This window comes from Domibacillus indicus (assembly GCF_023715895.1).
GTDB lineage: Bacteria > Bacillota > Bacilli > Bacillales > Domibacillaceae > Domibacillus > Domibacillus indicus_A.
In genome coordinates this window covers 46,614-67,729 of the sequence record NZ_JAMBOO010000006.1, presented here as the reverse complement: position 1 = coordinate 67,729, position 21,116 = coordinate 46,614, and the positions used below count along the sequence as shown (strand labels likewise).

General features: G+C 42.2%; 17 protein-coding genes, 1 pseudogene and 1 riboswitch. Of the genes and pseudogenes, 12 read left to right on the top strand and 6 right to left on the bottom strand.

Going from position 1 to position 21,116, the window contains the following annotated elements; genetic code table 11:
* The first annotated feature begins 517 nt into the window (after positions 1-517).
* From M3221_RS11960 to M3221_RS11930, 7 genes and pseudogenes are all read left to right on the top strand, one after another.
* A complete protein-coding gene (locus M3221_RS11960; RefSeq protein ID WP_251271994.1) occupies positions 518-1,504 on the top strand; it encodes a hypothetical protein in 987 nt (328 codons plus the stop codon).
* A gap of 967 nt (positions 1,505-2,471) precedes the next feature.
* Positions 2,472-4,022 (top strand): caspase family protein, encoded by a 1,551-nt coding sequence (locus M3221_RS11955; protein WP_251271993.1) that lies wholly within the window; start codon positions 2,472-2,474, stop codon positions 4,020-4,022.
* Between the two features lie 160 nt (positions 4,023-4,182).
* Entirely contained in the window at positions 4,183-5,343 is a 1,161-nt protein-coding gene (locus tag M3221_RS11950; RefSeq protein WP_251271992.1) for a site-specific integrase, read from the top strand.
* Positions 5,344-5,387: 44 nt separating this feature from the next.
* Positions 5,388-5,606, top strand: a pseudogene (locus M3221_RS11945) (tunnelling fold family protein); the annotation flags it as partial.
* A gap of 464 nt (positions 5,607-6,070) precedes the next feature.
* Complete coding sequence (locus M3221_RS11940; RefSeq protein ID WP_251271991.1) at positions 6,071-6,487, top strand: hypothetical protein; 417 nt, start codon at positions 6,071-6,073, stop codon at positions 6,485-6,487.
* 17 nt (positions 6,488-6,504) lie between these two features.
* On the top strand, positions 6,505-6,837 hold the full coding sequence (locus M3221_RS11935) for a hypothetical protein (protein ID WP_251271990.1): 333 nt from the start codon (positions 6,505-6,507) through the stop codon (positions 6,835-6,837).
* A 640-nt stretch (positions 6,838-7,477) separates the two neighbouring features.
* Positions 7,478-8,134 carry a M50 family metallopeptidase gene (locus tag M3221_RS11930; RefSeq protein ID WP_242233817.1) on the top strand — a complete coding sequence of 219 codons (657 nt, stop codon included), beginning with the start codon at positions 7,478-7,480 and terminating at the stop codon, positions 8,132-8,134.
* 15 nt (positions 8,135-8,149) lie between these two features.
* Here M3221_RS11930 and M3221_RS11925 read toward each other — a convergent pair whose 3' ends face one another.
* Positions 8,150-9,412 (bottom strand): erythromycin esterase family protein, encoded by a 1,263-nt coding sequence (locus M3221_RS11925; RefSeq protein ID WP_251271989.1) that lies wholly within the window; start codon positions 9,410-9,412, stop codon positions 8,150-8,152.
* Positions 9,413-9,587: 175 nt separating this feature from the next.
* Between M3221_RS11925 and M3221_RS11920 the strand changes: the two genes are divergently transcribed.
* Together M3221_RS11920 and M3221_RS11915 are read left to right on the top strand one after the other, a co-directional pair.
* Complete coding sequence (locus tag M3221_RS11920; RefSeq protein WP_242233815.1) at positions 9,588-9,809, top strand: DUF378 domain-containing protein; 222 nt, start codon at positions 9,588-9,590, stop codon at positions 9,807-9,809.
* Between the two features lie 169 nt (positions 9,810-9,978).
* Positions 9,979-10,149 (top strand): hypothetical protein, encoded by a 171-nt coding sequence (locus M3221_RS11915; protein WP_242233814.1) that lies wholly within the window; start codon positions 9,979-9,981, stop codon positions 10,147-10,149.
* A gap of 179 nt (positions 10,150-10,328) precedes the next feature.
* On the opposite strand, the gene M3221_RS11910 is transcribed toward M3221_RS11915, so the two are convergent.
* On the bottom strand, positions 10,329-10,529 hold the full coding sequence (locus M3221_RS11910) for a cold-shock protein (protein ID WP_242233813.1): 201 nt from the start codon (positions 10,527-10,529) through the stop codon (positions 10,329-10,331).
* A gap of 279 nt (positions 10,530-10,808) precedes the next feature.
* On the opposite strand from M3221_RS11910, the gene M3221_RS11905 reads away from it, so the two are divergent.
* The 3 genes from M3221_RS11905 to M3221_RS11895 all read left to right on the top strand — a co-directional run bounded on the left by M3221_RS11905 (position 10,809) and on the right by M3221_RS11895 (position 14,272).
* Positions 10,809-11,414: an FAD-dependent monooxygenase gene (locus tag M3221_RS11905; protein ID WP_251271988.1), complete on the top strand. Its 606-nt coding sequence runs from the start codon at positions 10,809-10,811 to the stop codon at positions 11,412-11,414.
* A 119-nt stretch (positions 11,415-11,533) separates the two neighbouring features.
* Positions 11,534-12,103, top strand: coding sequence for a TetR/AcrR family transcriptional regulator (locus M3221_RS11900; RefSeq protein WP_251271987.1), 570 nt, complete (start codon positions 11,534-11,536; stop codon positions 12,101-12,103).
* Positions 12,104-12,190: 87 nt separating this feature from the next.
* Complete coding sequence (locus M3221_RS11895) at positions 12,191-14,272, top strand: MMPL family transporter (protein ID WP_251271986.1); 2,082 nt, start codon at positions 12,191-12,193, stop codon at positions 14,270-14,272.
* 363 nt (positions 14,273-14,635) lie between these two features.
* On the opposite strand, the gene metH is transcribed toward M3221_RS11895, so the two are convergent.
* The 4 genes from metH to M3221_RS11875 all read right to left on the bottom strand — a co-directional run bounded on the left by metH (position 14,636) and on the right by M3221_RS11875 (position 21,109).
* Entirely contained in the window at positions 14,636-18,079 is a 3,444-nt protein-coding gene (metH, locus tag M3221_RS11890) for a methionine synthase (RefSeq protein ID WP_251271985.1), read from the bottom strand.
* Entirely contained in the window at positions 18,060-19,919 is a 1,860-nt protein-coding gene (locus M3221_RS11885; protein ID WP_251271984.1) for a bifunctional homocysteine S-methyltransferase/methylenetetrahydrofolate reductase, read from the bottom strand. The genes metH and M3221_RS11885 overlap by 20 nt, the downstream gene beginning before the upstream one ends.
* A gap of 92 nt (positions 19,920-20,011) precedes the next feature.
* A riboswitch (SAM riboswitch) is annotated at positions 20,012-20,116 on the bottom strand.
* A gap of 88 nt (positions 20,117-20,204) precedes the next feature.
* Positions 20,205-20,837, bottom strand: a complete 633-nt coding sequence (locus M3221_RS11880; RefSeq protein ID WP_251271983.1) for an SdpI family protein — start codon at positions 20,835-20,837, stop codon at positions 20,205-20,207.
* The gene (locus tag M3221_RS11875; RefSeq protein WP_251271982.1) at positions 20,834-21,109 is read right to left on the bottom strand and encodes an autorepressor SdpR family transcription factor; all 276 of its coding nucleotides are present in this window, start codon (positions 21,107-21,109) and stop codon (positions 20,834-20,836) included. Before M3221_RS11875 ends, M3221_RS11880 begins: the two co-directional genes overlap by 4 nt.
* Between the last annotated feature and the right edge of the window lie 7 nt (positions 21,110-21,116).

Genomic DNA, 21,116 nt, shown 5'->3' with positions numbered 1-21,116 from the left:
TGACCCAATGCTCTTTATCAAGAGGAGTAAGGCACTTTAATCGCTGCAATCAGTTTATTTTTATGTACGTGTGAATGTGCGTATCATATACTCGGAATCCCCTCAATAAACAGGTTTTTTACTTGTGTTCTACGTGTGCATAAAATTCTCTTTTTAACTTATACAATGAGGAATTGCTGTTTTTTTAATAAGAAATATTGACATATAGAATTAAAGATAGTAAAATTTATTCAATCTACTTCAAAACATAAAAATATCCATCATATAATAATTATAAACAATTACAATATCTTTTGTCAACAGATTTATAAAAAAAGAGAATTTTTTTGAAGGGGATATAAAAATTTTAAAGTAGAACCTTATGTTCTGTTTCTGAAGCCGTTGAAATTAAGAATTAAAAGTGAGGTGGATGTTATGAGGTATATTACCGGGTTTATAAATGATTAATCATCTGTTTTAGTACATACACTATCTTAAATAAAAACAAAAAAATCTTATTGCAAGAGGAGAATTTAGTTTGAAGAATTTAAAAAAATATTTAGAACATGAGGAAAGGGAAGGGAAAATTTTTGTACCAAACGAAATTTTTAAAGATTTTCAAAATGAGAAAATAAGGAAATATCATCGTCCCTTTGCATTCTCATTTTACTATTTAGTTAATTACCTGTACCGGAATGCTAAATATGGAAATCGTATTATTATTCAAAAAGACTTGAAATGTATCCTGGGTTATTCACCACTTTATAAGCCCGTAGACTATCTGATAAAAAAGGGTGGGATTCTCGAAGAAATAAATTATATTAAATTAACAAGAGAAATCCCGATGTCGGTGGAAATAACAGACGATTTTGTAGGAAATAGGGAATTGGAATTTTATTATTACGAAGAATATATCGAGGATGTAAAGGGATTAAGAGATGAATGGAAGCTGATCTACAAGAACAATTTAAAGGTCAGCAAGCCGTTAAAAGCATTTCATAGAGACATTGAAGATGACTATTCAGTATATGAAGAAATTTATCCAGACGGTACTTTTTATAATATAGAGAATACAACCCTTATCCCATTTGAAATATTTCTTTTTTGTATGGAGCATCGAAAGATTGGCTGCAATGGCTTTTATTTATATAGTTATTTAAAGATGATGAACGATAAATATGAAGAAGGTTATACAGTATCCTTGACACAATTGGAAAACGATTTAGGATTTTCACGCGGGACATTAGTAAATACGATGGATTCTTTAAAAAGATACCGAATGATACAAGTTATACATAATCAAGAGTTTTTTGCGGTGGGCTTAGAGGAAAAAGAAAGATTAAGCAGCACATACATAACCAATAAAGAACAAAATTTTAATGACAAAGGCGATACATTTTATAAAAAAATCAAACACATTAGTCGGAAGGAATATGAAGCAATCTTGGAAAGAAAGGAAAAGGAGCGAGAAGAAAAATCTAAGAAAAAGAAAGCAGATATACCATTGGATGCACTGCCTTATTGATGAATGATTTTAAAAGGTTATATATATGACCATTCTATAAAACGCATTATATTTTGTATGTAAAAGCTAGAAGAGAAAGTCATCAATGACTAAAGCCTTTTAAAGATTAGTCAAATATATAACCTTTTAGATTTTTGTTAAAAAATGAATGTACTTTCTTATTGTAGGTGATTATCACTCATGATAGAAATAATGCTTTTTAATTGTTAGAGGTAATGTATAAAGAATCAAGCAACTAGTAATGTGTAATTATCACCTGACGACCTTCGAACACAACCACCTTAAAAATTTAAAGCGATTACATCATTATTCAATAATAAATCGCTTTAAGTACAAATCCAAAATAAAATTAAGATACGCTTAAATGTCATCTGTTTGACGGATGCTTCATTTCAACACAATAGGGAAAGAATATCGTTCTTTCCTAATCAATTTTCGGAAAATAATTACATAAGACTATAATTATTCATGTATTTAGACAAAATGTTGAATTTATTGCCTTAAAATTGGGAATAATGTAGAATCATAGGTAGAGATAAAAATGATTAAATATTATCAATTTTTATAAAATTATATCTTTTAAAAGTGAAATTAATTAATCGGTTACTCAAAAAAATTAAAGAACAGATATTAAACAACGAAGAAGCGGTTGAATATTTGGATTTGCTAGATGATGAAACTTTACCACAAAATAGAGCGATGCTGTACTTATTCTTGGGCAATATGAAGCAGCCATAGGACAGTTCACATCAAAATACCAGGGATGGGATGGACCTAATTATAGGTGGTTCACAAAAGAAAATCCAAAATACAGAACTTAATCAGTCATAGTGTTAGATGTTTTCCACTACCAAGAAAGCCGAAAAATTTTTGGGTATGGACGGCGTATGAGATTATGTTGTAGATACACCTTATCAAATTTCCGATCAAGGTAGTATAGTTAGAGAATTATTAAGGAGATGGAAAAATGGGAACTAGGTATGCAATTGTGATTGGCATAAATGATTACAGCGTTAAACCATTAAATTATTGTGTAAATGATGCCAATGCCATCAACGATGCTTTAATAGATAGATGTATGTTTAAAGAAGAAAATATTCATTTAATTATAAGTGATAAACAGCATCCAGTTAAAGAAGTGCTAGGCAAGTTTAAGGAAGCGGTAAGCACTATTTCAAAGACATTTAAATCAGAAGAGGATTCCTTTTTCTTTTTCTTTGCTGGACATGGTTTTTTTGAACAAGAAAAATCTAAAATATGTTTGCATGAGAGTGAATACCCAATAGAGGACATTTTTAATGAAATATCATTTAAATTAAACCCTAGTGTTCAGTTGTATGTTATTGACGCTTGTCAATCTGGTGGTAAAGTTATGACTAGAAGCGGGCAGGTTACAAATATATTAGATCAGTATGAAGCTACAGCAAATGGAGCAATGATGTTATTTGCTTGTGGGACAAATGAGTGGGCGGGTGAATATTCAGCATTAGAACATGGGTTGCTAAGTAGTTATTTTATTAAAGCAATCTATGAGGATACTCTTTATGATAGTGATGGAATTTTAACACCTACAGTAATTCAAGATTATGTTACTAAAGCAACTGCTAGAGATAGTGTATTTTCTCAAATTCCTGTTATTGAGAATAGAATAGCGGGTGTATATCCACTAGCAAAAATAGATAATCAACAATTAATTAATGCACCTGAGAAAGAATCTTCTGAACAAAGAAAAAAAATTCCTATTAATGAAGAGCATCAGGATGAACCTGAAGAACTAAATTCAACTCATGATTCAGATAATATAGGAAGTAAGATTAAGTTAGACTTCGATTCAAGGGCTACTGCCCAGGAGTTTGTCTATAAGACTGTATTAAAGAAAGTAGAAGACTTTACTTCAAAAAATTTAGAAGAACTTTTAAGTGAGTATACAAAAGAAAGTTTTAAAGATATTCAAGGCTATTTATTCAAAGAAAAATATAATTTAAATGATTTTCATAAAAAAATCTATGACATAGCAGAAAATAGAAACCTAATGCCCCTAAACGACATTTTTTCTAAGGAAGAAGTTAAGTTAAAATCAGATACTTCTTTGTTACAGCAAATAGCAAGTATGAGTACACCTAAATCATTTCAAAATTATTTTTATCCAGGTACTTTTAAACCTAAGGAATATAATTATGTGATTGATTATAATAGTGACCATTTTGAATATTTCATTGAAATATATAAAGCAAACAAAATAACTAAGTGTTCCTTTGGATTAGGCTTTTTTATTTATCAAGCAAAATGGGGCATTGTAATTTTCTTTATCTATTTCAAAATAGATTGGGATGGCGAGAAAGATAGCGTTATAGAGAACAGTAGGGTGTTGCCATGCAGTTATATTATTGATGAAGATTTAGAGCCTAAAGTTTCGGATTTAGACATCGATGATTTTTGGGATATTAGTGAGGAAATTAGTAAATGGAATTCTAGCAGGGAGAAAGAGGTTAGAGCATTTATTGATGGGACAGATTAACAATGAGATAGAGGATATATAACAAAGAAGGAGTTAAACCTTACTATGAAAAGGTTTAGCTCCTTTTGTTTTTGCATTTTCTTATTTCTGATTAAAAAATGTGCTAAAATGAATTTGCGTATAATGTAAGTCACATCACCTAGAGAGATGAGTGGTGACAATGACTTCAATAAAAAAAGATTTAAATACGGGAAAATATTATTTTGTTTTAGATGCAGGGAAAGACCCTTTTAGCGGAAAGAGAAATCAATATCGCAGAAGGGGATTTGAAACAAAAAAAGAAGCTAAGATAGCACTGGCAAAACTTCAAGTACAAATCAGTGAAGAAAAAGAAGTCAGCATATCTAAGCTTCATTTTCACAAGTATCTGGAACAGTGGTTCAATGCAAAAAAGATTAAGCTAAAGCCGAGTACAATTCAAAATTATGAGCAGCAAATCCGCTACAACATTGTGCCGTATATTGGGGATGTACGAATGAATGAGTTCAATGAATTAATCATACAGACCTATATTCAGACACTCCACAAAGAGCGTAAACTGTCTCCAGCGACAATCCGAGCTGCTTACGGTATCGTGGCAGAAGTGCTTTATAAGGCTTCTCAGAAAGGCATCTTAAACAAGTCAATGTTAGACGATATTTCATTGCCAAGAATGCCAAAAAAGCTTCGGGTATGGACAGCGGATGAAATAATGTTGTTTTTAGACGCTCCTCAGCGAGTGTTGAACTTAACAAGACATTTTATCGGCTTCAATATTTCCGCTCAGACAGGTATGCGGATGGGTGAGGTCCTTGGATTACGTTGGAGTGACATTGACTTTGAAGGTAAACGAATCTTCATTCGCCAAACACTTAGTAAGATCGATGAGGATAGCGTGTACGGCTTTATCGATGAAGGGAAGACCAATGCCGCTCTAAGAGTTGTCTATGTCCCTGACGCTCTGCTGAGTAGCCTGAAAGCACATCGTGAGGGTATCCTTCGTGAGCGAGAGGTGCTGGCAGATGAGTACCTTCAATATGATTTAGTTGTTTGTACGAAAAACGGAAACTGGGTGCATCCAAATAACTTTAGACGAGCGTTTAAGGTGACCGTCCAGCAGTTAGGACTTCCCAAAATCCGTCTTCATGATCTAAGACATACACATGCCACGTTCTTGCTGGCTAATAAGGTGAATCCGAAAATCATTCAGGAGCGGCTTGGTCACAAAAATGTAACGGTGACGTTGAACACATACAGTCATGTTTTACCATCGATGCAGCTTGAAGCGGCTGGCACGTTTGATGAATTGTTCAAGTCGAGTGACCATAGTGGTGACCAATGATTGAATGAAGCCGCTCAGCCCTTGATATAACTGGGTTTACAGACGGTGATTTTCATGAGGACTGCATGAACATTATCATGAATGACCTGATTGAACTGATGGACCCACGCTACATTGAAGTATGGGGCAAATTCACGCCTCGTGGCGGGATTTCCATTGACCCGTACACGAACTACGGGAAGCCTGGCACGAAATACGAGAAAATGGCTGAGTACCGCATGATGAACCATGACCTGTATCCAGAAACGGTGGATAACCGGTAAGAGGCGCAGGGTATTCGTTTAAAATGGAATTCAAGCGATTCGCCATCATAACATGTACAAAAAAGAGATGCCTTAATAAGGCATCTCTTTTTTGTTTTCAGCCGCTGATTTTTCATGGAAAACGATGGAGTCTAAATAAATATCTGAATGAGAAAAAGGAACGAAACCATTTATATATTTATCCGTATATATGAGAGAAAAGTGGAAGGCTTGTTTTGAAATAGCAAAACAGGAACCTTTTTATCGCATTTCATAAAAATGTCGTTTTCACCGAGATAGGTCATTTTTCACTTTATCTACCTAGTATGTATCACGCATACTGGTAAATAAGGAAATTGGAACCTTTTGTATGCACACAAAAAGAGGCCTCCGCCCACTCAAAGGGCAGGCATTATAGTGTTTGTGATCGTCTATAATTATGCCTCATAATTATATATTTATTTTTGTTAAGGGAGGAACTGACCATGTTTAAAAGCAAAAGTTCAGTAAGGGAAATTGGAAACAATATTGATAAGGTTTTGTTAGAGATTAAAGATATTCAATCGGATATTGACCGTTCTTCTGATAAAATTGACAACGAGTTAAATTCTTGCTCGCGTGAGCTGATCAATGCGCAAACAACATTAGGTGAAATTCAGCCGCTTATCGATTCACTTGTGGCTCAAGTTGGCAAGGATGCACCAGATCATATCAAGGTATTGGTCGGAACCATTTCAGACGGGATTACCGGCAAAGTGAGAAACACATTAAACAACTTAGCTGAAGTACAGAAAAATGTGAAAGACGTCGATAAGCTTACAGATGAAATTGATACATTAACAGACCGGATCAACAATAAGGTTAAAGAAATTGACGATATTACAGATAAAGTTCAAGGCTAAAAGAAGGGAGTACTGTCATGAGCTATATTAACTCCAACTCAAACGGCTGGGGAAACCAGCATACAAATGATGTGGCGAATAAAGTAGACCATATTGCCGATAAAATTCAATTTGCCGTAGATATGGTAAATAACGCTGCCATCAGTTTAGAGTCCGCCCAGCAAGAGTTGAATGCATTGGCGAATGCACCGTATCCGCCACAATCGTCACAACTATCCCAGTTAGCTAGCCGTATCGGTACAAGTAAGCGCCAGATTGATGATGGTTTAGCTAAAATAAAAGAAATGGCACGCACGATTGATTCTGAAACAGACCATATCCAAACAAATAACCAGCACCGCGGATGGTAGGAAAGATTCATTCAGGGCCGTGGTATATCTGCTGCGTATATAGCCAGATGAATATAAAGTCCAAACAAAAGAAGGTGTCTCATGAAGACACCTTCTTTTGTTTGGACTGCTGCGAGCCGCTCTGTAAAAAGGATAAATGAAGAAAAGAAAAATGGTCTCTTCTTTCTCATGGAACTTCATTACGACAGAAGAGAGAGGATTTTATTGGGTTTTTTTTCGGAAAATGCCCATAGTAAAGAGTGGAGGCAGAGGCTTTTCTGGCTGGACGGATAAAGCTTGTTTAAAGCGTTAACAGAAGGGGGTAAAAGAAAGGCACTACTACAAAAGGCGGGTTATAAACTATGCGTATGTCCTGTATGGGAAGCATTCTCATTTCCATTGTTTTATCGATTGTTTTAACGATCGTATTAAACATGCTGTTCTTTTAATAAGGACTAGAAAAGCGGCAGCATGGAGATAAATGATCTTACAGTCCACTCATGTAAGAGCCGGGCTTGAATAAAAAGCGGTGCTCTGCATCGCTTTTTTCACCAGTCATCCGAAAGTTGGTGGACTTTATTCGTGCATGATAAAATAAATAAATTGAAGCATATAATCAGTTCTTATACGTGTGAAATAAGCGGATAAAGAAGGGGATGCGATGACAATCAGCCAGGCGATGTTGTTCGTTGGAGCAGCAATCCTTTTAACGTGTATTCCGATAGCGGGGAAATACTTTCGTGTGTTAAATACGCTTTTGCATGAGATTGGCCACGTACTCGCAAGTCTCTTGTCGGGCGGCGGCATCCACCACGTTCAGCTGTTTTGGGATACGAGCGGCGTGGCCTATACAACGCATGCCAACAGGCTCGCTGCGATTGTTACATCGCTTGCCGGCTATCCGTTCGCATCTGCTTCTGCGTTTTTTGTTGCCTGGGCATCACTGAATGGTTATACCGGCTGGCTGTATTACGGCTTGTTTATGATTTTAGCGGTCAGTTTAGTGTTATGGGTGCGCAACTGGTTCGGCTTTCTTTGGCTTGTAGCGTTTTTTGCAGGAACCGCGGCCATTTATATGTACGCATCCGGGGCTGTTCAGCAGGCATATATGTATGTGATTACAGCGGTTTTGCTGGTGGAATCTGTCCGCAGCAGCTGGGTCATTTTTTACTTAAGCCTTATTTCTCCTCAAAAAGCGGGAGATGCTTCTGCTTTAAAGCGCTCTACCGGGATTTCAAGCCGCGTTTGGGGACTGCTTTTTTTGATTCAGGCTTTGTATTTCGGCATTTATTTACCCGGCAAGCTGCTTGCCGGGTAGGAAAATTTTATTTTGTTAAAGCAGTCCATGAAAAAAGTGCGGCGACAAAGCGTGCGTTTTGTCGATATGGATAAAAGCGTTATAGCGTTCGGATAAGCGCGACGGAACATAATTGCCAAATCGTTCTCTTCCAGGGTGATAAACAACACCGATAGCCCGATGTCCGACTGTTTCCCGAAACAGATCCTGGTTTTCAGGACCAAATAAAATGTATTGATTAAAGGCGCCGGCCTTATGAAGCATATCTTCCCAGCTTCCAGGCATTGCTTCCGGCACCGGCATCACTTCCATTTCTTCTCCCCATCTGTCAGCAGCGATCACAGTACCACGGTGAGTACCAAATCCGATTGCAAATACTTGATTGTGCCCGTATATTTCCCGGGTCAGCTGCCCGACGTTTATCATATTTTCTTCTGCCATATCTGTGGCACGCGCATCGCCAATATGTGTATTATGCTCCCATATGACTCCTTTTGAGCCGGCTCCGTAATGAGCCGTAATAAATCCAAGAGCCTCTACCATATGACGGTCACGGATATTCCATGATTCATTTCCGTTGGTTACCATTGCGTGATAATACGATTCTGCGTTTTTCGCTGCAAGGGCATTTACCTGCATACTAAGGGCTGCTTCCGGATCATGCGTATATGTTTTTCGGTTTTGCTGGATGGTCTTGAGTAAATCCATGACTTCTTCCATGCAGCTTTCACCGTAAAAAGCAGCAGAAATGCCATATTGCTCGGCCTGGCGGTGAAAGGGTTCAAAGCATTCAAATGCCCGCTTCGCTTTCTCCACATCAGGCGATCCAATCTCTTCCAAGTAATCAACAATGGCTTCCATGGATTCCCACAGGCTGTACACATCCATCCCATAAAACCCAACCTGTTTTTCATTTGTTTGATTAAAATCGTATAGCCAATTTACCAGGTCTTCTATTTCATCGTTTGCCCACATCCAGGATGGCCAGCGGCGAAAAGAACGAAGCACTTCCTCCGCATTGGCATACTCCGGCGCCTGTCCTTTTATATAGCGGTTCACTTCAAAGCAGGCTGGCCAGTCTCCTTCCACTGCAATAAAGGAAAAGCCATGCTCCGCAACCAGTCGTTTCGTAATGGCGGCACGTGTAGTGTAAAATTCGGACGTTCCATGTGATGCCTCGCCAAGCAGGACATATTTTGCATTTTTGGCCGCTTGAACAACAGGAGACAGATCTTCAGCATGCGAAAAACGGACAGCGTGCTGTTTAATGCGGTCCACGTACTGTTCTGTTTTGAGCATTTTTTCACTCCTCACGTTTTTTTTAGTATAGCCATAATCACGAACTTCATTGCGGTTGTAAAACGTTTTATTTATAACCCAATCCTGCTTTTTTAAAACTTATTTTGGCTGTATGTTTCAAAATGGAGGATAAAGGTAATACTAATTGTAACGAAGTGAAAGGAGGTGCAGAAACATGAAGGCTCTTGATTCTGTTGCACTCATTTTGTTGATTGTAGGTGGTATTAACTGGCTTCTTGTCGGTTTGCTGCAATTTGACTTAGTGGCTTCCATTTTCGGTGGACAAGATGCTCTTCTGGCAAGAATCGTTTACATTCTTGTTGGATTATCTGCATTATATTCACTAAAATTTCTGTCGCTTATCAACCGGGACAATGCACGTCACACTACTCACTAACACTACTTTGAGTATGGATAAAAAGCTGTTTTAAGCATCGCGCTTACTGGATGTTTAAAACAGCTTTTTTGCGTAAAAGGCAAAAAAGCCGGCTGCAAGTTTCTATAAATAAAAAGCAAATGAAGCAAAAACATGATACACTGAAAAAAACAAGCATGGAGGAATAAGGATGGCTGAAAAGAAAATGACGCTGCAAGAAGCAATGATGAAAAAGCTGGAAGAAAAGAAAGCACAAAATGCAGGCGGCAATGCAAAAGGAAGCTTTAATACATCAACGAAAAAAATGCAAAGCCAGCAAACGAAAAAAGTAAGCAACTCTCGCCGGAAAATGGGTGTGTAATACACATCTTGAAAATAAAAGCATCAGGAAAAAGATCTTGTGGTATACTCAATATACCATTTAACAATCCATGTTGATGTTGATGCAGCCCTCTGTTTATTTCAAACAGAGGGCTTTCCGTTTTTAAATAAAAAAAGCAGACTTTCAAAAGAAAGTCTGCTGCGTATAACGAAGTGAAATTAAGCTTTTTGTACGTTTGTTGCTTGTGGTCCGCGTTGACCTGCTTCAACATCAAATGTTACAGCTTGGCCTTCGTCTAAAGATTTGTAACCTTCACCTTGAATAGCTGAGAAATGAACGAATACGTCATCTCCAGATTCGCGCTCGATGAAACCAAAACCTTTTTCTGCGTTAAACCATTTTACTTTACCTTGTTCCATGTGTGTTTCCTCCTCGTGTGCTGTGCACACATTGTGTTACTATCCTTGCTCACTACGTTCAGATGGAAAGTTTATCACTTAACAGCTTTTTCCGAACAAAAATAATTCTTTTTCATAATAACAGGAAAACGGAAATAAAGCAAATTTCTTTCTTAAAAAAGAATGAATCATCAAAAAAGTTTGTCAATCTTTCTGACAAACTTCGAGACAACCATCTTGATTCTTTATATAGTGAAATTAGCAAGACAGAATTAACACTTTCAAGAAAGGAAGATGGAAATGGACACCACTGCAATCACAAGCCAACAAGCCGGTGCTGTGACATTGGAAACGGATATCTGTATTGCAGGAGACGGGCCGGCCGGGATGATTATGGGGCTTTTTTTAGCAAAGCAGGGCATGAATGTGATCGTGCTGGAGAGGAACCCGGATTTCCATCAGCCACAACAGCAAAATGAAACGTCGTTTACACAGCTTATGTATGAGCTTCAGCTGCTTGATAGCGTTGACCGGCATATTAAACCGGCGATGCAGGAGCTCTACGTTTTTCTGGAAGAAGAAAAAGTACAGCAGCTGCTCATGAAGCCTTTATATAAGCATAATGGACATATGAACCGAATGGTGCTGCTCGCGCTGTATCGGCAGGCTGAATCCTTTTCGAATTTAAAGCTGTTCAAAGGCGCTTCCGTCAAAGGAATTTTGTTCGATGAAGATGTGCTTGCCGGCGTATACGCCGAAACAGACGAGCAAACCTACTTTATCCATTCAAAAATCACGGTAGGAACAGACGGAGAACCGCATCAACAAATCGAAAAAGCAGCATTGGCAGATAAGAGCCTTCTCTGGATGACGGAGAGCATGGGCTCTGTATCGGAAGCAATGTAAAATCAAAAGAGCCTGCTTGTTTCAAGCAGGCTCTTTTGATATGGAAACAGCCTTGTGTGGAACAAACCGGTGCCCCATGATAAACTGAGGGAAAGAATTGGATTAAAGGGGCGGTCGCCGTGGGGCGAAAACGGGCATTTACAGAAGATGAGCTTTTGGATACGGCGGAGGCGCTTATTGTGCAGCACGGTTACAGCAGCTTTCATTTAAAGCTGCTGGCCAGCCATCTGCCAGGAGCGCGCAGCACGATTTATCAATATTATGCAAACAAAGAAGAGGTAGCAGCAGCTGTCATGAAGCGGGCAATGGTACGGGCTCTTGTAAAAGCCGGAAGAGTCGATGAAACGGACCCGATTCAAGCGCTGCAGCAGCTCTTGCGTGTATACATGGAAGAAGCAGATCTTCATTATTTTTTAGGAGACGCCCGCAAAGTGGATGTCACGCAATCTGAAAAAGCGGCACAGCAGGTGAAAGACGTACTAGTTATGCTTAAGCATTTGCGCGGACAGCTGGATCGGATTTTTGACACCGCGCAAAAACAGGGCACGATTCGTTCAGACATCCCTATTAAGGTTCTGGCCGGTTTGTTTTTTCAGCTGATTAATACACCAAATTCCCTGCAGCTGCCGCCGCATGAATGGGCGGATTACTTGTTTACATTATGGTATGAAGGAAGCGGAGCGCATTGACGCTCCGTTTTTTACATTTTAAATTTGACAGTTGTGTCAGAAATAGAATTTAATAAAGATATTCTAGCTGCTTAAGGAGGAACAGATATGAAAAAAGCACTCCAGCCGCTGACGGATTGGGTGGCGACGAAAAAAGGAATGTGGACCGTGCTCGTAGCCTGGCTGCTGGGAATTGTGATGTTAAGCGTATGGGCACCGGCAGTACGTGATTACACCGCGGATGCTTTTGAATCGCTGCCAGAGGATGCAGCATCGATTGAGGCGGCAAAAAAAGTGGAAGAGTATTTCCCGGACGAAGGCGGCACGCCGGCTATTCTCGTTTTTAACGAGGAAAATGGAAAAGTAGAGGAAACGGAGATTGCCAGGACGCTCGCCTCTATTGAGAAAGAAGTAGACGGGATCACGGGCATAGCACCGTTTGCTCAGCTGCCGCCTCAGGCGCGAGCCGAGTTTTTATCAGCGGATGCCTCTGCCGCAGCTATCCCTGTTGTGTTTCAGGAAGGCTTCACCAGCAAAGAGTTTGAGCCGCGTATTAACCAGATCACAAAAATTGCTGGAGAACAATCCAGCAGTAAAGTGTATGTAACCGGGCCAGCCGGTATTGCGGCCGATACGACTGCCCTTTTTTCACGAGCAGATATTGTACTGCTGTTATCAACGGTTGTTCTTATTTTAGTTTTGCTTATTGTGATTTATAGTTCACCGCTGCTTGCGTTTATCCCACTTTTGGCATCCGGTCTCGTGTATGCAGTGACAGATCGGATATTAGGTATTTATGGAGCCGCGGGGCTTGAGATGAGCAGTCAGGCTCTGTCTATTATGACGATTTTGTTGTTTGCGGCAGTCACTGACTACTCGCTGTTTGTGCTGGCGCGTTTTCGTGAAGAGCTGCGCCGCCATGAAAGCAAATTGGATGCAATGAAATGGGCTATGAGGGAAACAGGAGAGCCAGTTTTTTTCTCTGGCGGTACCGTGCTTGCAGCGATGCTTGTGTTGTTTTTTGCGCATATTCGCGATTATCAAAACTTTGCGCCGCTTTTTGCCACCGTCATGGCAGTGATTATGCTTGCTTCTGTCACACTTGTGCCGGCTTTGTTTCAGTTGTTTGGACGGCGGTCATTTTGGCCGAAGGTGCCTAAGGCGGGAGAAGGGGAGAAAAAAGAGAGCGGCCTTTGGGGACGCGTGGCGCGTTTTGTGACAACTAAACCTGTACTCTCCGGCGGTATTGTACTTGTATTTCTTCTTGTCTCGGCTTTTAACGTAGTCAATATTAAATATGAATTTGATACATTAAAATCCTTCCCGGATGATATGCCGTCTCTTGTCGGATATCGTATCATTGAGGATAAATTTTCGGCGGGAGATGTATCGCCGACAACCGTAATTTATGAAGGGAATGGGGATCCGGCTGCTTTAGCTGCAGAGCTTAACAAACAGGAAGGTATTTTATCTGCCATCCCGCAGACATCTGAAGCATCAGGAAATGCACATGAGCTGACCCTCGCTTTCGAAGCGAGCCCTTATAGTGAAAAAGCGCTTAATACGTTGTCCGGTTTAAGAGAGCGGGAGGAGGCGCTCCTTGACGATGCGGGAATAGAAGGCAAGCTGTTCTTTGCCGGGGAAACAGCCGAGAAACTGGATGACCGGGAGTTGAACGATCGGGATTTACTGCTTATTGTAGCGCTTGAAATTATCCTGCTTTTTGTCCTGCTCATCATCCTGACGCGCTCGTGGAAAATGCCGCTTTACATGGTCGGGACGATCGTCCTGTCGTTTTTATCTGCGCTTGGCCTGGGGCTGTTTTTAACCAATGTGCTGTTTGGCATCGACGCCATCAGTACAAGAGTGCCGCTGTATTCGTTCGTGTTCCTCGTTGCGCTCGGCATCGATTATAATATTATTCTCGTTTCACGTTACATGGAAGAACGAAAAAAGCATTCGCTCAAAGCAGCAGTTGAACGGGCTGTAGCCAAAACAGGAGGGGTGATTTCATCCGCCGGTATTATATTGGCTGCTACCTTTGCCGTTTTGATGACACAGCCCATTGAAGTGCTGTTTGTATTTGGATTCATTGTTGCAGTCGGCATTCTCATTGATACCTTTTTTGTAAGGGGGCTTTTGCTGCCGGCATTGATTTTATTTTTTGAGAAAGAAAAAAGCCGTCCATAATGGGCGGCTTTTCAGACTGTAGACAAATGATATGGATAACCGTGCACATGAATAGGGCAGGGTAGGATCGGCGGCATCCAGGCAGCTCCGTTTTCCATGGGGCAGGCGCTGAGCCCGCTCGTCCCATAGGAGTCTGCGCTGCCTGGATGCCGCCAAGTGGCTTGCGACAAGATTGTATGGAGCTAATAAGGTCACAGCTTATTGATCTTCAACATCACTTATCGGTTCTTTTTTAAAGCGAAAGAATTTGTCTATACACTGAAAAGCCGTCCATAAGGGACGGCTTTTTAAGTGTTGAGCGAGAGATGTTAACAGTCGAAAAGCATATATCGACTGTTAGCCCATGCTTCACGGGTTAAAGTTTTAATGAACGTTAAAATAACGGGCATCCGGATGAGCAAAGACAATGGCGGAAACGGATGCTTCCGGCTCCATCATAAAGCCTTCCGTTAAATGAACACCGATTTCTTCCGGCTGGATCAGGCCAAACAGTTTTTCCTGGTCTTCAAGGTTCGGACAAGCTGGATACCCGAATGAAAAACGCTGGCCCTGGTATTTGGCCGCGAATCGTTCACGCATCGTAAAGTCAACAGGATCCGGGAAGCCCCATTGGTCGCGCATTTCCTGGTGAATACGCTCGGCAAAGCCTTCTGCGAGCTCAAGCGCGGTGGACTGAAGGGCGTGGCTGTCTAAAAACTTGCCTTCCTCACGCAGCTTAACGGCCGCATTCCGTACACCGAAGCCGGCTGTTACCACGAAAAAGCCAACGTAATCCATTTCGCCGCTTTCGACTGATTTTACGTAGTCAGCCAGGCAAAGGAACGGCTCTTTTTCCTGGCGCGGGAAAGTGAATCGTTCGATTTCCGTTTTCGCATCCGCCGGGTCATAAACAACTACATCATCACCTTGAGACTGTGCCGGGAAAAATTGATACACAGCTGCTGTTTTTAAGGTGCCCTGGTTCAAAAAGCCTGTCACGGTTTCATGAAGTTGAATCGCTTTTTCATTTTTTTCTTCGAGCAGCTTTTTCACATTGCCTTTCATGCCGAGGTGATGGCCGATTAATGTCTGCATGTTCACATACGGCTTCAAGTGTGAAATTGCATAATCCTTCAGCACGCGGCGGCGTGTATCACGAGGAACAAAAACAGGAACGTCTTCACGGACTGTTTTTACCGGTTTCGGCGCGACGGCAACAGCCTGCTCTTTTCGTTCGTCGCGGTACGCTTCAACCGCTTTTCGTTTTTCTTTTTTCTCTTCAAGCTCCTGCAAAAGCGTCACTTTTTGTTCAGCATTTTGCAGGCGGTTGGCAATATCAAGCCCATCCATCGCATCTTTGGCATACAAAACCGGCCCGCTGTATTCCGGGGAAATTTTTGTTTCGGTAAACCGGCGTGACAGAGCGGCGCCGCCAACTAAAATAGGGACATCAATATCTGCTGATTTAAAATCCTGGGCAGTAATCACCATCTGCTGGGCGGACTTAACAAGTAGTCCTGACAGGCCGACCATATCCGGCTTTTCTTTACGAATCACGTCAATCAATGCCTGTGGTGTTACTTTGATGCCGACGTCAATTACTTTAAAGCCGTTGTTGCTTAAAATGATATCGACGAGGTTTTTACCGATGTCATGAACATCACCTTTGACGGTAGCCAAAATAACTTTGCCTTTTCCTGTATCGTCTTCTTTTTTCTCCATAAACTGCTCGAGGTAAGCAACGGATGCTTTCATGACTTCTGCACTTTGCAGAACCTCGGCAACAATCAGCTGGTTGTCGTTAAACAGCCGGCCAACTTCGGCCATTCCTTTCATGAGCGGCCCGTTAATGATATCAAGCGGATCATCGTACATACCGCGTGCTGCTTCAAGATCAGGCAGAAGGCCTTCTTTTGTACCTTCAACTACGTAATAGCTTAACCGCTCCGGCACGGTTTTCGGCATGTCTGCTTCTTTTTTCTCTTTTTTTCTGTCACGGTAAAAGTCAGTGAACACCGCAAGCGTTTCGTCGGTTGTTGTAAACAGCAAATTATCGGCAAGCTTGATTTCTTCTTCTGGAATCGAGGCATACCGTTCGAGCTTTTCCGTGTTAACAATCGCGTAATCAAGACCTGCCTGCGTACAATGGTAGAGGTACACGGCGTTCAGCACTTCACGGCCGACAGGAGGAAGGCCGAATGACACGTTACTTACGCCGAGAACTGTTAAGCATTTCGGAAGCCGTTCTTTAATCAGGCGGATCCCTTCGATGGTTTCAACAGCAGAGCCGATATACTGCTCGTCACCTGTGCCGACAGGGAAGACAAGCGGGTCAAAAATAATATCTTCTGGTGCAAGCCCCCATTTTTCTACAAGCAAATCATGTGAGCGAATGGCGATTTCCAGCTTGCGCTCGCGTGTAACGGCCATTCCTTCTTCATCAATTGTCCCAACCACTACTGACGCACCATACTTTTTCACAAGCGGCATCACCGCGTCAAAGCGTTCTTCACCGTCTTCTAAGTTAATCGAGTTAATAATGGACTTACCTTGTGAAAATTTCAACGCTTCTTCAATGACTTTTTCATCGGTAGAGTCGATCACAAGAGGGACTTTTACTTTTTTAACGACTTCTGCCATAAATGCTTTCATGTCGTCCAGCTCTTCACGGTCTGGGTTAGCCAGACAGATGTCAATGACATGGGCGCCGCCTTTCACCTGTGCCCGGGCAATTTCAGAAGCTTCCTCGAATTTTCCTTCGACGATGAGCCGCTTGAACTTACGTGAGCCGATTACATTTGTCCGCTCTCCAATGAAAAGGGGACGCATAGAATCGTCATATAAAAGCGGCTCAATACCCGAAACAGCATGTCCGTGTGGATGTTCAGGCGATACGCGCGGCTGTTTATCCTTGACCGCTTCCCGCATAACCCGGATATGTTCAGGAGTTGTACCGCAGCAGCCGCCGACGATATTCAGCCAGCCTTTATCGGCGAAAGCCGACAATTTTTGCGCCAGTGAGTCTGGTGATTCATGATAACGACCTTCCTCATCGGGAAGACCGGCATTTGGATAACAGCTTACATAGCTTGTCGCAAGGTCAGACAGAGAACGAATATGATCGGTCATAAACTCAGGGCCAGTGGCGCAGTTTAAGCCGACAGAGAGCGGCTTAATATGCTCAATTGAAATGTAAAAGGCTTCAATATTCTGTCCGGCAAGCGTCGTGCCCATTGGCTCAATGGTGCCTGAAATCATCACCGGAAGCTCCACGCCCGCTGCATCAAAAGCGCGGCGGATGCCAAGTGTGCCGGCTTTTACATTCAGCATATCCTGGCTCGTTTCCATTAAGATCAAATCCGCGCCGCCTTCAATCAGCGCTTTTGCCTGCAGCTCAAAGTCATCAACGAGCGCGTCAAAGGTAATACCACCGGTGACAGACAATGTTTTCGTTGTCGGTCCCATTGCGCCGGCGACAAAGCGGGGCCAGTCCGGCGTTGAAAATTCGTCTACGGCTTTTCGGGCAATTTGTACGGCGCGCAGGTTGATTTCGTATGCTTGATCACCGAGGTCGTACTCATCTAATACAACCGGAGTGCCTCCGAATGTATTCGTCGCAATAATGTCCGCGCCCGCTTCTAAATATTCGCGGTGGATACGTTCGATCACGTCCGGTCTTGTGAGGACAAGATTTTCGTTGCAGCCGTCATACTCTTCGCCGCCGAAGTCCTCTGGTGTTAAATCCGCATTTTGGAGCATCGTCCCCATTGCGCCATCAATGAGGAGGATGCGTTTTTTCAGCTCTTGTTCAATAAGATGTGTGGTCATAAACAGCCCCGCTTTCTTTCTGTGCATCAAGTTCTTTTATGAAGTGAATCAGTTCAATTGACATGTCATAGCGTAAAAATGGTGTAATCAAGTACAAGCCGTTAAACAAGCCGGCTGCTGTCTCAATCAATTCCTTGGCAATTTGAACGCCTTCTTTTGCAGACGCTTCGCGGTCTTCGCCGCAGGCACGCATACGCTCAAGCGTTTCATCCGACAGCTTGATTCCCGGTACTTCGTGATGTAAAAATTCAGCATTCCGCATATTGGTCAGTGGCATAATACCGATAAACACCGGTGTTGATAAATGCTTCGTTGCCTCATATACTTCAACAATTTTTTCTTTTGTAAACACCGGCTGTGTAATAAAGTAGTCTGCACCACATTCGATTTTTTTCTCCATCCGCTTAACAGCACGGTCCAGTACGCGGACATTCGGGTTAAAAGCCGCAGCAACGGAGAAGTTGGCTTTCTTTTTCAGCGGTTTACCAGAAAAAGAAATCCCTTCGTTTAATTGTTTAATGAGCTGAATAAGCTCTAGGCTTGAAACATCATACACACTGGTCGCGCCAGGGAAGTCGCCGACCTTTGTCGGATCGCCTGTGATCGCGAGAACATCATGAAGGCCGAGCGCATCGAGACCCATCAAGTGGGATTGCAAGCCGATTAAATTGCGGTCGCGGCACGTAATGTGAACGAGAGAACGAACATCATGCTTCATTTTTAGCGTAGCACCCATCGCCATGTTGCTGACGCGTGGGGAAGCAAGAGAGTTATCCGCCATCGTCACGGCATCAATGCCTGTTTTATAAAGTGCGTTCGCACCTTCGATGAACTTGTCCGCTACAAGTGTTTTAGGTGTATCAAGCTCAACGATAATGGTGCGCTCTGTTTTCGCTTTTTCACAAATGGAGACATCTGTCGCCGGTGCCGCTTCTTGAATAATAATGGGTTTTTTCGTTTGTACTTTTTTCTCCGTCAAAGGAGGAAGGCCGGCAAGGTGTTTTTTCGCCGCCTCAATATGCTTCGGTGTTGTGCCGCAGCAGCCGCCAATTAAGCGGACACCTTCGTTGCGAAGAAGAACGGCCGCCCGTCCGAAATAGTCGGCTTCTGATTCATAAACAATCCGGCCATCTTCTACATCCAGCAGGCTCGCATTCGGATAAGCGGAAAGAAATGCTTTGCTTGGCAGTGTCACTTCTTCAAACGCCTGAATCGTATGATAAGGACCGAGACGGCAGTTGACACCGACCACGTCCGCTCCGATGCCTTCAAGCTGAGAAAGAGCATTATTTAAAGTCAGTCCATTTTGCAGAACACCTGGCTCATGCATGGATACTTGGGCAATGATCGGCACATTGCTCATTTGACGAAGAAGCTTTACAGTATCGGTCAATTCTTCAAAATCATAATATGTTTCAAGCAGCAGTCCGTCTGGATCTCCGGCTAATAAGCTTTCGGCCTGCTCGCGTACAGAAGCGAGAATTTCATCGTTGGTCGCTGTACTTTTACGGATGCCGCGAATGCCGCCGATTGTGCCAAGTACAAACTGGCCGCCCGGAGCCGCCGCCCGTTTCGCGATACGCAGCGCCGCTTCGTTCAATTCACGTACACGGCTTTCCATTCCATACCGGGAAAGCTTTAAAGCATTCGCGCCATACGTATTCGTTTGAATAACATCCGCTCCGGCTTGAATGTAGTCGCTGTGGATTTTTTCAATGACTTCCGGCTTTTCCATGTTCAGTTCTTCATAGCAAAAATCGATTCCATAAGAATACAATAATGTACCCATCGCTCCATCGGCAGTCAGCACGCTTGTTTTTAACTTGTCGAGCAGTGTCATGGCGCAGCATCCTCTCTTATACTGAATAATAAAATAAAAAAAGCCTTCTTAATGGCAAGAAGGCTTTTCAACATGTATGTGTTGTCCGTTCCTTCTCATCTTCCAGACCGTTTCAGTCTGCTGGATTTAGCACCTGACCGTACGGCTGGTTGCTGAAGCGTCATCGGGCCAGTACCCTCGGCTTCTCTTGATAAGAATGAGTTTATAAAATTGCAAGAATAATTAAAAATATCATAACGTCTCTATACGATCGAGTCAATAGCAATTTTCGCTAAAAGGGACTGGTTAATGATGGCTTTTCTTAAATAAAAGGTAAGACTGAAAATAGGGGATAGAGATAATTAAAATGACCACACCAATCAGTGTCGGTATTTTTACAGCAGCCGGCAAAAGAGCCGATGCCATCAGCACAAGCCCGCCTGCAGCAAACAGCCATCCGCCGGTGCGGTGTGTTTTGGTCCAAATACGGTCGTCTGCAAGCGTCCAAGGTGTCCGGATGCCGACAAAATAGCTGGGACGCATACGGGGCATGTAATTTCCAATAATCATAAAAAGAGCCCCGATCAAAAGAGAAACAGCGGTATCCATATGCACTTCATAGCCAAGCCCATTTGTGAGCAGCAGGAGATGAATGACGAAAATAAGAGTCAGTGAGGCATTGGCGATAATCGAATAACTGCTTTGAAACTTATCGTAATTTTGCCGGCGCGGATCTATTTTGGGAAGAAGCTTAAAAAGACTGCCAATCAAAAGAATCATCGCGGGACCGAAAAGAGCGCCAAACCATTTTGAAGAATAGCCATCGGCTTCTCCGGAGGGACCCCAATGTGTTGCGACTTGATCCGGCAGGTAGGGAAGTGCAGCAATACTGGCAAAAGAAGCAAGTAACACGATCATCCAAAAGAAACGATTTTTCATTTTTCTTTCTCCTTTCCAGATACCGTCAGCATCCAGGAAACAATATCCTGAAAAACGGTTGTATTGAGTGAATAAATAATGTGCTGGCCCTTACGTTCAGACAAAACAAGTCCGGCATTTTGCAGCGTGTGGAGGTGGTGGGAAATACTCGGTTTGGTCATTTGAAAATGCTCTGCAATGTCACCGGCTGTCATATCCTGTTTTTTCAGCAGCTCGATAATAGAGCGCCGGGTGGGATCAGAGAGAGCCTTAAATACAAGAGTGGCAGACATGAACAGC

What these genes read in the sequence shown, in the direction of transcription:
- M3221_RS11905 (WP_251271988.1), top strand. Translation starts at nt 10,809, where the DNA reads ATGGACACCACTGCAATCACAAGCCAACAAGCCGGTGCTGTGACATTG.
- M3221_RS11950 (WP_251271992.1), top strand. Translation starts at nt 4,183, where the DNA reads ATGACTTCAATAAAAAAAGATTTAAATACGGGAAAATATTATTTTGTT.
- M3221_RS11930 (WP_242233817.1), top strand. Translation starts at nt 7,478, where the DNA reads ATGACAATCAGCCAGGCGATGTTGTTCGTTGGAGCAGCAATCCTTTTA.
- M3221_RS11910 (WP_242233813.1), bottom strand. Translation starts at nt 10,529, where the DNA reads ATGGAACAAGGTAAAGTAAAATGGTTTAACGCAGAAAAAGGTTTTGGT.
- M3221_RS11895 (WP_251271986.1), top strand. Translation starts at nt 12,191, where the DNA reads ATGAAAAAAGCACTCCAGCCGCTGACGGATTGGGTGGCGACGAAAAAA.
- metH (WP_251271985.1), bottom strand. Translation starts at nt 18,079, where the DNA reads ATGACCACACATCTTATTGAACAAGAGCTGAAAAAACGCATCCTCCTC.
- M3221_RS11955 (WP_251271993.1), top strand. Translation starts at nt 2,472, where the DNA reads ATGGGAACTAGGTATGCAATTGTGATTGGCATAAATGATTACAGCGTT.
- M3221_RS11925 (WP_251271989.1), bottom strand. Translation starts at nt 9,412, where the DNA reads ATGCTCAAAACAGAACAGTACGTGGACCGCATTAAACAGCACGCTGTC.
- M3221_RS11920 (WP_242233815.1), top strand. Translation starts at nt 9,588, where the DNA reads ATGAAGGCTCTTGATTCTGTTGCACTCATTTTGTTGATTGTAGGTGGT.
- M3221_RS11940 (WP_251271991.1), top strand. Translation starts at nt 6,071, where the DNA reads ATGTTTAAAAGCAAAAGTTCAGTAAGGGAAATTGGAAACAATATTGAT.
- M3221_RS11885 (WP_251271984.1), bottom strand. Translation starts at nt 19,919, where the DNA reads ATGACACTGCTCGACAAGTTAAAAACAAGCGTGCTGACTGCCGATGGA.
- M3221_RS11880 (WP_251271983.1), bottom strand. Translation starts at nt 20,837, where the DNA reads ATGAAAAATCGTTTCTTTTGGATGATCGTGTTACTTGCTTCTTTTGCC.
- M3221_RS11915 (WP_242233814.1), top strand. Translation starts at nt 9,979, where the DNA reads ATGGCTGAAAAGAAAATGACGCTGCAAGAAGCAATGATGAAAAAGCTG.
- M3221_RS11875 (WP_251271982.1), bottom strand. Translation starts at nt 21,109, where the DNA reads ATGTCTGCCACTCTTGTATTTAAGGCTCTCTCTGATCCCACCCGGCGC.
- M3221_RS11935 (WP_251271990.1), top strand. Translation starts at nt 6,505, where the DNA reads ATGAGCTATATTAACTCCAACTCAAACGGCTGGGGAAACCAGCATACA.